Below are 11648 nucleotides of genomic sequence, written 5' to 3' on the forward strand. Positions count from 1 at the left end.
TCGTCATTCGTCGCTTGGCTTCGTATCGCCAGTTCAGTTTCTGCAAGACTGGATCAAGGCTCAGCAGACCAAGGATGTCGCTGCGTAACTCGGGACCTGTGGAAGGCGAAAAACCGAGGGAAGCTCACTGAACCTGGCGGGCAAGCTCGGCAACCTGCGCTCGCTCCTGCTCGTTGGCCGGCGTAATGTGCACAGCCAGCAGATTGCCCAGCGTATCGACCGCCATGTGTACCTTGCTGCCACGCTTGCGCTTATAGCCATCGTAGCCCGCACGCGGGCCGCTTTCGCACGTGGACTGCAACGTGCGTCCATCCAGGATAACCGCGCTGGGTTGCCCCCGGCGCTCCTGGGCGATACGCAGCACCGAACGCAAATCGCTAACCATCGCCTCGAAACAACCCGCGTTCAGCCACCGTTGTGTTTGCTGATAGACCAGTTCCCACGGCGGGAAGTTGGTCAGCAGCATACGCCACGAGGCACCGGCTCGCGCCATCCAGCGCAGCGCGTTGAACATTTCGCGAATTTCGTATCGGCGTTGCGGTGCCTCTTCGTTCATCAAGGTCAAGTAAGGAGCGGCGAAGCTCCATTCTTCGTCCGTCAAATCAGTCGGGTATGGCTTGCGTGGTGTCATCACACCACGATACCAGGTCCAACTGAAAGTTCATAACACCCTCTAGGCCGTGGATAAAATTGAAACAATGTAGCCAATAACGGTTAGCCATTCGCAAAACAGATAGGCTTGGCCGCGCATCGTCAGCGACGACGCGCCTCCGGTGCACCACGCGTCAGTGTGGTATCTACCATGTGAGACGTCCGGTTTCGGTGCGCGTTAAGCTGCGCGATTTTTGGCGAGCATCAACTTGGTCGGCAGGCCCAGCAGAGGTTATCCTGTCCGCCCTTGCAGCGTGACGACTGATCAATATGGCTTGTCGTCGCGTTGCGAGTGGCATTGGGTTTCTCACGCTTTCCCGGAACCGATGAGACGATGAACCGGTGCGCGTGGCGATTGGTGTGAGCGCCGATGTAAATCTATCGTCCCCTCCCTTTTTGCAACGCTGATTCTTGACGTATCCGGCGTAAACGTTCGGGGGCGCATTTCGCCTCATCCTGCATTGAACGTCGTTTGGTGCATCGCCAGTGCCCAGGCGGTGCGCGCCAGCTTGTTGGCCAGCGCACAGGCCACCACGTTGGAATGTCGACGCATGAGCATCGAGCGCACCCAGGCGGCCAGCCGTCCGGTCTGTCGGTCCAGGCGCTGCATGTAGGCTCGGGCACACTGCACCAACAAGCGCCTGAGATTTTTGTCCCCGCGCTTGCTGCTGTCTAGTAGATTGGATCGACCGCCTGTGCTGTACTGCCGCGGTACGAGGCCAACGGCCGCGGAAAAATCGCGACTGCATCCTTATTGCTGGCCATCGCCCGTCTCCGCTGCAAGTACACTTGTGGTAATTGGGCCCACGCCCGGTATGCTCAGCAGACGCTGGCCGAGATCACCGTCGGCTAGTTGCAGCCGGATCTCCTTCTCAATCTCGTCGACCTGCCCGCCGAGGTATTTGAAGTAGGCGTGTAGACCTTGCAGCGTGCTGACCACATAGGGCGGCAACATATGTTCGGCAAGCATGGCCCGCACGCGCCAAATAACTGCCAGGCCAGTCGGTAGCCCGATGCCGAACTCGAGCAGAAAGCCATGCATCTCGTTCACGGTCTTGGTACGGTCGCGTACAAGAGATTCTCGCACCCGATGCAGTACCGACAGCGTCTGTTGGGATTCCGTCTTCGGCGTCACGAGGCGCATCGACGAACGCGAAGCTGCCTCACAGATCGGCTCGGCATCCGCAAAGTCGTTTTTGTTACTCTTGACGAAAGGCTTCACAACTGCGGCGAGATCAGCTTAACCTGATGGCTAATATCAGCCCGCTTGCGAGCGACGTAGTGCGCGCCGGCACAGGATTCCATGACCACTATGCACGCGTGAAGTGTCGCGAAGAATTCGTGCAACTGTTTGCGGCTCGCCGCACTGGATTCCGGCGACGGTGCTGCTTGGAGAACTGCGCGATGCCGGTTATGAAGGCGGCATCAGCCAACTGAAGGCATTTCTAGCGCCGCATAAGCACGCCGAAGCGGAGCCGGTGGTTCGCTTCGAGACGGCGCCGAGCAAGCAGATGCACGCCGACTTTGCGGTCATTCGCAGGGCCGCGTGCCACTGCCGGCGTTGGTGGCGACGCGTGGCTACAGCCGTCCGAGCTTCGTGCGCTTCACCGCCGGCGAGGATGCGACGACCCTGTGCGAGTGCCTGCACGAAGCGTTTTTCCACTTTGGTGGAACGCCCGAGCAAGTGCTGTTTGATAACGCGAAGTCAGTAATTGTCGAATGCGATCCCTTCGGCGAAAGCCAGCATCGATGGAATGCTCAGTTGCTTGCACTGGCGGCAACGTACGGCTTCACACCGAAAGTATGCCGCCCCTACGGGGGGGCAAGACCAAGGGCAAAGTCGAACGTTTTGAGCGGCATCTGAAGGAGAGTTTCGTAGTGCCGCTGGCGGCGACCCTGAAGCAATCGGGCCTTACCTTGGATGATGTCGAGGCAGCGCATGCGCATATCGGGCGATGTCTTTCAGTCGCTTCTTCTGACGGCGAAGTCAATGCTCGATCAGAAAAGGCGTTCTGAGATATACGCAGAGATGCAACCATCTGCAGCGACGACGGAGGTTATTTGATTCCGTTCTTCGCAAACAAGGTTAGCGCACGCAGAAGCCACGTGAAGGATACAAAAACAATTTCCAGCGCACCAGAGCTTGGAGGCGGGCGAGCATATCAACGATGGTGCTTCGGGGATTGATGATCTCTTCGACGTTAGCAGGATGGTTGTACTGGTGCCATTGCCGCGCTCACAACGTTCTCAAACGTCGCGTCTGCGACAAAACTAAGCATGTTTGTCGTAACGGCGACACCCAGAATTCTACAGTCCGCAGGAACGCAAAACTCGCCGGAAGGCCGAATCGAATAGCGATTCGCCGACTCGTGCGAATTTGGCACAAAATGTGCACAAGAGTGGTCCGCGTGGACACAATTCCGTCGAGGCATAACGCGACAGAAGAAGACAGTCCACACCGACAGCTGAGCACATGTTGCCCGTTTTTGCAGCGCGGTGCTTGGCCAGCAAAATTGGCAATCTACTTTCACGTTCAATTTAAAGGGAGTACGCAGTGTCTCCACTTTCTATAAGTCGCCCTTCCGGAAAACTACTCTGTCTGGTGAGTGCACGTCGGTATGCCAATACTACTGGCGCGGCTCAATGAGTTCATTTACAAACACGAGGCAAGATTACACATTAACTGTGTCGCTTCGCGAGAAGAACGTAAATCGTGCGCCAAGCCGGAGTTATCGGAGGGTGTCTGGGTGTCTGTCATAGCTGTAGTCGAGCTTCACGATAGGCGTAATTTTCCACTGGCTCAAGAGGACTTCATGCACTTCTGGCTTCGATGCGAAACCAAACATTTTGAGCGCCGCACGCCGCTTATACCGATTCATGCAGCGATGCTAGTCAAGAAAGGGATTAGAGTCACTGTAGAGCAATCTCCGATGCGGTGCTTCTCTGACGTACAATATGAAATGGTCGGTTGTGAGATCGTAAAGCCGCAGACTTGGCAATACGCGCCTCCAGATGCGTACATCTTAGGATTGAAAGAGCTCAGTGAAGATGTCAAGGAGATCCGGCACACCCACATCTATTTCGGCCATGTCTTCAAACAACAGATGCGCGCGGGTGATCTGCTTGACAGGTTCATTCGAGGCGGTGGAACACTGCTCGATCTTGAGTATCTTCGAGACTTTAGGGGCGCAGAACTCGTAAGCCGGGGGGTAAGTTTCTGGGCGGGCGTGTGTGGTGCTGCTGTGACCCTGGAACTTATGGAAAGAAAGATGAATAATATGGCAGAAGTATCCCTCGAGAAACCGTTCCATGGCAGCTTTGAAGATCTCGTGGAGTTTTTGGAGCGGAAGATTGAAAAGGTAAGAAGCGCGAGGATTGTCATAGCTGGTGCAAAAGGAATGACCGGATCGGGAGTACGTCACCTGATGAATGTCCTTGGTCTATGCCATGAACGGTGGGGGCGAGCGGAGACTGGTTCGGGCTTGCGTAGAGAAATTTTAGATTTTGACATCCTTTTCAACTGCATACGGTCAGACGAGACAACACCCGTACTGCTTAATCAAGAAATGCTCGTGGAACCACATCGACTTTCGATGGTTGGCGACGTAAGTTGCGACGCGGCGAGTCCATATAATCCTATACGTATATATCGGGAGCCAACCGATTTCTCAAGACCGATACGAAGATGCGGTTCAGGAGAAATCGCCGTTGATGTCGTTGCCATAGACAATGTAGCGTCGCTGTTACCTGTAGACTCCAGTTCGACAATAAGCAACGAGTTGTTTCCTTTCCTATGTGAGCTGGTCATATGCAATAACTATTTGGTCTCGCCAGCGTGGTGCACTGCACATCTCAATTTTGTGTCTAGTATTGCGAGGACGCTAAATGCAAACTAGAAGTAGGAACGTGATAGTGATTGTTAACGGATGGTATTCTGGACGATACTTGGCACCTGCTTTCGTCGGTCATGGATATGAGTGCATACACGTTAGCTCCACCGAAAGAACGTCGCGTTTTGGCTACAACCCACTCGACTATATCGCGAACTTCAGTCTTGAACGGAATACCCTGTCGGAGCTACTCGCGAAGCTCCGCGCGTATTCAGTCAAAGCAATCATGCCCGGTTGCGAGTCGGGTGTCGTGGTCGCGGATTTATTAGCTGATAATTTCACTGTTCCGAGAAATGACGCTGCAACAACGTCCGCTCGCAGAAACAAATTTCATATGATCGAAGCACTCAGAAAGACTGGTGTACCCAGCATGAGGCAGTTTGCTTCACAGTCGCTCAGCGAGCTTCTCACTTGGTACAGTGAGTCGGAGTTGGGCACGGTCATATTCAAACCAACAATGGGAGCCAGGTCGGATGGTGTCGTGCTATGTTCGAGTAACAACGACATAAAAGCCGCGTTCGCGGCAAATCATGGTAAAACCAACGTGACAGGAGTAGTAAATACCGAGTTCGTGATTCAAGAACGTCTTCAAGGTGACGAGTTGATGGTAAATAGCGTCAGCTGCGAGGGCGATCACTTTGTCACTGATATGTGGATCGGTGTCGGTGGCTTGGAAGACAGAATCTCGACAGATGACTATGCCGAACTCGTAATGCGGCGGACCGAAATTTTCGAAAAGGTCGAGAGATATGTTCTTGATACACTCGACGCGCTCGGAATTCGGAACGGCGCGGCACACTGTGAGGTAATGTTGACAGTCGATGGACCGCGACTCATTGAGTGCGGCGCGCGCCTGAGCGGCGCTCAACTGTTCGCGGCCGTCGAGGAAGCGCAAGGGTACAGTCAACTTTCTGTGACGGTTGAAACAGTATTAAACCCGGGACAGTTCCGTTGGCGAGCGAACGCATTGCGTGCGTCAAGACAAGAAGGCCTGAGGTTTGTCTACATGTGTTCCAATAGGGCTGGACATGTCATGAATAATCCGGATCTTAGTCCTTTCGCCGAATTAGCGACACTGGAGCGGATGGTTGTATTTCCAGAGATCGGCGACTATCTGCCAAAGACACACGACAGCGCCGGCCGACCGGGCTATGCCTTTCTCTTATCCAACGACAATCAGGCTCTGGAGAGAGATTATGTCCGCTTTCGAGAACTCGAATCAAAGATGTTTCAGCGGTTATTGGATGCATAGTCGACCGACTGCTGGACGCAGCTTCTCGCTGAAATGGCCATTTTTAGGAAAACTGCGTTGTCGTATGTGTGCGGCAAGTCGTTGCCCTGGCGGCCCGCGAAGCGGTACGGAACTATTGTCCAATTCGTTAGCGAGGTTGTGTATCCGGCTATCGCATTGCGAGCCAACGTTTGAAATCATCGGCCGGTCGAGGTTGATACTTCGGTTTCCTCCGTACATTATCGACCCATCCCAAGAGGTATAGACACACGCACGATCAAAAAAAGCGAGTGGAACTCGCCTCGATTTTTTAGAGGAGGTTAACTTGAAATTCGCGAATCTCGTCGACCGTTTGCAGGGCGCGCGAACGTCGGCGTGGGACATTCACAAGGCGGCCCGGCGCGCAGCCGCTCGGGGCGAAGACGTGATCGTGCTCAGCGTCGGCGATCCCGACTTGCCAACTCCCGCTCCCATCGTTGACCGTGCCATTTCCGCTCTGCGCGACGGCGATACACATTACACCGGCGGCGTTGGTCGAGACAATCTGCGTGAGGCGATCGCGGCAGAACATCAGGCCGACACGGGCCGTCAGGTGACCAAGTCGAATGTGTTTGTCTGTGCCGGCGTTCAGAATGGGTTGTTCGCGTCGTCGCTCTGCGTTTGCGGGCCGGGCGACGAAGCGATTGTGCCTGAGCCGATGTATCTGACGTACGAAGCGGCAATCCGTGCTTCGGGCGCCACGCTCGTGCCCGTAGCGGTGGACGCTGCGAATGGCTTCCATCTGGACTGCAAGGCGCTTAAGTTCGCACTCAGTGCGCGCACACGCGCAATCTTCTTCGCGACGCCCTGCAATCCGACTGGCGCGGTGATGTCGCGTGAGCAACTTGAACTCATCGCTGCGCTGGCGCGCGAGCGGGATTTATGGGTCGTCGCTGACGAGGTGTATGCAGACCTCACTTTTGAGCGCGACCACACTAGCATCGCCTCTCTGGAAGGCATGGCGAGCCGAACGATGACGTTGGGCAGCTTTTCGAAGTCGTATGCAATGACCGGTTGGCGCCTAGGGTGGGTTATCGCACCGGAACCAGCGATCGGTCATCTGGGTCGACTGGCACTTTGTATGTCGTATGGACTACCGGGTTTTATTCAGCAAGCCGGCGTGGCGGCGCTTGAACAACGTCAATCCGTCATTGCCCAGATGCGAGAACTATATCGCCGTCGGCGTGATGCGGTTTTTCAACGCCTGCATGCCGTCCCAAATGTGAAATGTCTGCTTCCCGAGGCGGGCATGTTCATGATGATCGACATCCGCGAAACGGGACTGAGCACATATGACTTCACTTGGAAACTCTTTCGAGAGAAGGGCGTTTCTCTGCTGGATGCCAGTCTCTTCGGTCCTACTGCGAATGGCTTCGTGAGACTAGGACTGGTGGTGGATGAGCAGAGACTGAATGAGGCGTGCTATCGAATCGAACAATTCGTTCGTGAGCAGTATTGATATTTGGCTAGACTTATTGAAAATTGCCATCCGGTCAACGGGAGGAAGATCTATGCAAATACGCAAACTTGGACGGAGCAACTTGAAAGTCTCTGCCCTCGGCCTTGGTTGTATGAGCATGAGCGCCCTATACGGGCCGCCGGGCGACAAACAGGAAATGATCAGCCTCATCCGAGCAGCTTATGAGCGCGGCGTTACGCTGTTTGACACAGCCGAATCGTATGGGCCGTTTATCAATGAAGAGCTTGTCGGAGAGGCATTGCAGCCAATCCGCGATCAGGTGGTTATCGCCACGAAATTCGGCTTCGACATCGACATGGCGACGGGTGAGCGCAGGGGCGGTACGAACAGTCGGCCCACACATATCAAGGCCGTGGCGGATGCCTGCCTGAAGCGCCTGCGCACCGACCGTATTGACCTCTTTTATCAGCATCGCGTCGACCCTACTGTTCCAATTGAGGATGTTGCCGGTGCGATCAAAGACCTTATTGCTCAGGGCAAGGTCAGGCACTTTGGGCTGTCGGAGGCAGGCGTGCAGACGATCCGCCGCGCCCATGCCGTGCAAACTGTGACAGCCGTCCAGAGCGAGTATTCGCTATTTTGGCGCGGGCCGGAAGGAGGGCTATTGTCGACTCTGGAAGAATTCGGGATTGGTTTCGTGGCGTTCAGTCCTCTAGGCGCCGGTTTTCTGACCGGCAGGATCGACGAAAATACGAGACTCCATCCGACAGACTTTCGCAATTCCGTCCCACGGTTCTCGCCGCAAGCGCGCAAGGCGAATAAGGCACTGATCGAGGTGCTGGAGACTTTCGCTGTAGACAAGAACGCCACGCTGGCACAGATCGCGCTGGCGTGGCTGCTGGCACGCAAAAGTTGGATCGTACCAATTCCAGGCACAACGAAGCTGCACCGCCTAGAGGAGAATCTTGGCGCCCTCGACGTCGATTTGACTGAGGAAGACGTGAGCCAGATCAGTGAGAGAATCTCGAGGATCGAGGTGAGAGGCGACCGATTGCCCGAAGCAATCTTAAAGGTGATAGGACTTTGACTTGGGGGGGCTCCACAATCAAGCATACTGAATGTTATCACTGACCGGCATATTCGAGCCATTCCCGGATCGGCGTAATCGAGCGACACATATTGCAAACCATCATGATCGGATCAGGCTAGTGTTCCGTCCCAGAAATAACTTTACGTAAATCCAGCGTGTTCTATGATCGACTCATGGTGTGTGGGAGACGATCATGGGACGTAAGGGAATCGAGGTTGTCGTGTCCCATCTGGAGCGAGAACAATTGTTGTCAATGAGCCGTTCGTGTTCGCTGCCTCATTCTCTGGTGCGCCGAGCAAAGATCGTCCTGATGGCAGCGAACGGCCATACGAGCCGGGAGATCGCGGTGCAATGTGAAGTCACTTCTCCTGCGATCACGCATTGGAAGAAGCGCTTCGTCGCGCAGGGGCTCGCCGGTCTGCATGACGAAGCGTCCGGGGTGGCCGCGCGCGCACGGCGATGAAACGGTGGCCGAGCTACTGGCAAAGGTGCTGCACGAGAAACCGGGTGGCGCAACGCACTGGAGCGCGCGTTCAGCTGCTGCGCAAACGGGCATTTCGAAGAGCTCGGTGGCCCGGTATCTGTCGCTGTTCGGTGTGCAGCCTCATCGCTCGAAGAGCTTTAAGCTTTCTACCGATCCGTACTTCGTCGAGAAGGTGCGCGACATTGTCGGCCTGTATCTGAGTCCGCCCACCAACGCGCTGGTGCTGTGTGTCGACGAGAAGAGCCAATGCCAGGCACCTGAGCGCTCGCAGCCAGTGTTGCCGATGGGTCTGGGCTATCTCGAAGGTGTGACGCACGACTACATCCGGCATGGCACAACAACGTTGTTTGCTGCGCTCAATGCGGCGACCGGCGAGGTCATCGCACAATGCAAGTCGCGTCACCGGCATCAGGAGTTTCTGGCCCTTCTGAAGCACATTGATCACGCAGTTCCCGAGGATCTTGACGTGCATCTGATCGTCGATAACTACGCTACGCATAAACACCCGAAGGTCAAGGGATGGCTGGCGAAACACGAGCGTTATTACATGCACTTCACGCCGACTTATTCGAGCTGGCTCAATCAGGTTGAGCGCTGGTTTGGCATGATCACGCAGCAGGCTATCAGACGCGGATCCTTCAGAAATGTGCGCCAACTGATCACCAGCATCGAGCGCTATGTCGAACGCTACAACCACCACAACCGTCCATCTTGACCGCAACCGCCTATCCCATCCTTCAGAAAGTGGCTCGGCTATGTAAAGTTATTTCTGGGACGGAACACTAAGTGGTTTTAGCATATGTGTCGCTCGGTCGGACCGGCTGCGTGCTACGTTGCGGATGCCTGTTTGTCTGTAACACTGCGACGCCTCCGCTACTTCGCCACCATCACGGCCGCCACGCGCGCCTTCGGCACCGTTGGCGTCTCAAATATGGTATGCAGCAAGTCCAACGTGACGAGCGCGGTGCTCGGATAGCTTGCAAGCGTCAACTTGACCTTGCTACCGGAAAATTCTGTGAATCGCGCATATTTCCCGCCAAACGCGAGACCGGAGGCCAACACCACGCCAGCCATCGAAATGGAAAGAACTTATTTTTTGACCCACAATTCGCACGTCCGCTAGAAACTTAAGAAATGCCGGACTGAAGGCCCGGTAGGTGCCGCAGTTGCCGAATTGAAACGATCGTGACCTACATAACGACCCCTGCAAAAACTACTGAACGCGATCGTTAATAGAAGGGATAGAGCTGTTGATGCGATATTATTTGCTCATCGTGGATGAAATCATTCCAAAAATGTCTCTGACGTCTTTTACTGGAATCGGGTCCCCGTAAGACGCACCGATTTCTGTTGCGCCTCCCTTAACGCTACGTATCTCGTCACTTAGTCGCCCCCACCGTACAGTTCTCTGTGAATCTTCGGCACTTAATCGATAGGGAACGTAAGCATAACGGCCCAATGCAGCCCCAGCAAATTTCCCTTGAATACTGCGAAACCTTATCGCCTCTGATAGCACTGTTGCGTATGAAAGCAAGGCCATTGCCTCCGCTTTGTTTATCGTCTTAGTCGAAGAACCATGTTTCATTAGTTTCTTGTACCCATCCTTTAGTGAATTTCTATCGATTGACAAATCCGTCCTATCCTCCCTTATCCCAGCAATCCTTGTCAACGAGAGGTAGCCAGACTCTACTGCCAGATTTACCGTAGAATTTACCAGCCGCCGTGGCGCATTCACCTGCACTCTTCCGCCGGCCGAGCCTGCAAAATCAGAGAATCGGTAAAACACGCGCCCAACGATGAATCCTGTTAAGTACAAGTCAGATGGCTTCATCACCAATCGAAGATCCGGATTTTGGTCTTCGCGATCAACTCCAATTATTTCAACTACATCTCCCTCGACGATATTTGACGCATCTGGCCTCAATTGATACAATATTCTCCCGACGGGAATATTCGGGAGCGACACAGGATCGCCCAATGCGACTCTGACCGCATTCAAGGAGTTTACATATTGTCGTTGGTCGCCAAAATCGACCCTCAATTCGGCGGCATACAAAAATGAACAGATCGAAAAGCACCACGAAATTAAAATTGCTTTTGGTAATCTTCCCATCAAATGTCCAATGCTATATCGCGTCATTAAAAGACGGAATTCGCGAGTATTGATGCGCCCACTCATAAGCGCGAAGTTGGTCGAATCCATATAAAACGCCCCGTTTTTTAACCAAGAGATGTCATAAATGTGGATCATCGATTTGTGGCATTGAGTCGCCGCACACCATATCGCCTTTTAGGCACAGATGCATCGACTATCCATTTTTGTGCAGACAAGGCTGAATTTCCGCAATTTACCCATATCGACACTCCCATGAGATTAGCCTGGACCATATAAGCGAAATCCATGCCGGCAAGCCAATGCCAAATACCAACTGGAATCTGTAAAGCCCTTAGTGCCCATGCACCGACAGCAACGTAAGCGTGCTTGAGCCTTGCAATTACTGACCTTGCCCCTGTTTGACGTATCCCATAGCCGAGGGAATTCAGGCGGCTCGGTGGGCAGCGAGCCAGTTCTTCTCGAACGTCATAGGGCTGACGTAATCGAGCGTCGAGTGTAGCCGATGGGCATTGTAGAAACCCAGCCAATCAACGTTTTCGTCCATCACCGCGCGCCGTGTGGCGAAGTGCCGACCATGCAGGCGACCGACTTTCAGCGAAGCCCACAAGCTTTCGGTCGGCGCGTTGTCCCAGCAATCGCCACGGCGGCTCATCGACGAACGCATGCCATATGCTTTCAGCGTGTCCTGAAACAGCCCGCTGCAATACTGGCTGCCCCGGTCGCTGTG

General features: G+C 54.3%; 6 protein-coding genes and 4 pseudogenes. 6 read left to right on the forward strand and 4 right to left on the reverse strand.

Annotated features, from left to right (window positions below):
- Nucleotides 1–142: 142 nt before the first annotated feature.
- Nucleotides 143–631, reverse strand: a pseudogene (locus AB3X96_RS41085) (IS5 family transposase); the annotation flags it as partial.
- Between the two features lie 471 nt (nt 632–1102).
- Nucleotides 1103–2010: pseudogene (locus AB3X96_RS41090) on the reverse strand (IS110 family transposase); the annotation flags it as partial.
- A 2-nt stretch (nt 2011–2012) separates the two neighbouring features.
- On the opposite strand from AB3X96_RS41090, the pseudogene istA reads away from it, so the two are divergent.
- The 6 genes and pseudogenes from istA to AB3X96_RS41120 all read left to right on the forward strand — a co-directional run.
- A pseudogene (istA, locus tag AB3X96_RS41095) lies at nt 2013–2613 on the forward strand (IS21 family transposase); the annotation flags it as partial.
- 851 nt (nt 2614–3464) lie between these two features.
- Nucleotides 3465–4547 (forward strand): saccharopine dehydrogenase, encoded by a 1083-nt coding sequence (locus AB3X96_RS41100; protein WP_368594228.1) that lies wholly within the window; start codon nt 3465–3467, stop codon nt 4545–4547.
- The gene (locus AB3X96_RS41105) at nt 4537–5793 is read left to right on the forward strand and encodes an ATP-grasp domain-containing protein (protein ID WP_176112086.1); all 1257 of its coding nucleotides are present in this window, start codon (nt 4537–4539) and stop codon (nt 5791–5793) included. Before AB3X96_RS41100 ends, AB3X96_RS41105 begins: the two co-directional genes overlap by 11 nt.
- A gap of 304 nt (nt 5794–6097) precedes the next feature.
- On the forward strand, nt 6098–7270 hold the full coding sequence (locus tag AB3X96_RS41110; RefSeq protein ID WP_368594229.1) for a pyridoxal phosphate-dependent aminotransferase: 1173 nt from the start codon (nt 6098–6100) through the stop codon (nt 7268–7270).
- Between the two features lie 52 nt (nt 7271–7322).
- Entirely contained in the window at nt 7323–8318 is a 996-nt protein-coding gene (locus AB3X96_RS41115; protein WP_176112084.1) for an aldo/keto reductase, read from the forward strand.
- A gap of 196 nt (nt 8319–8514) precedes the next feature.
- Nucleotides 8515–9591, forward strand: a pseudogene (locus tag AB3X96_RS41120) (IS630 family transposase).
- Between the two features lie 475 nt (nt 9592–10066).
- Here AB3X96_RS41120 and AB3X96_RS41125 read toward each other — a convergent pair.
- On the reverse strand, nt 10067–11056 hold the full coding sequence (locus tag AB3X96_RS41125) for a ribosome-inactivating family protein (RefSeq protein ID WP_368594230.1): 990 nt from the start codon (nt 11054–11056) through the stop codon (nt 10067–10069).
- Nucleotides 11057–11345: 289 nt separating this feature from the next.
- Nucleotides 11346–11648, reverse strand: a 303-nt coding sequence (locus tag AB3X96_RS41130) for an integrase core domain-containing protein (protein ID WP_368594231.1), incomplete at its 5' end; no start/stop codon positions are given.

The sequence above is a fragment of the Paraburkholderia sp. BR13439 genome (genome assembly GCF_040948805.1).
Classification (GTDB): domain Bacteria; phylum Pseudomonadota; class Gammaproteobacteria; order Burkholderiales; family Burkholderiaceae; genus Paraburkholderia; species Paraburkholderia youngii.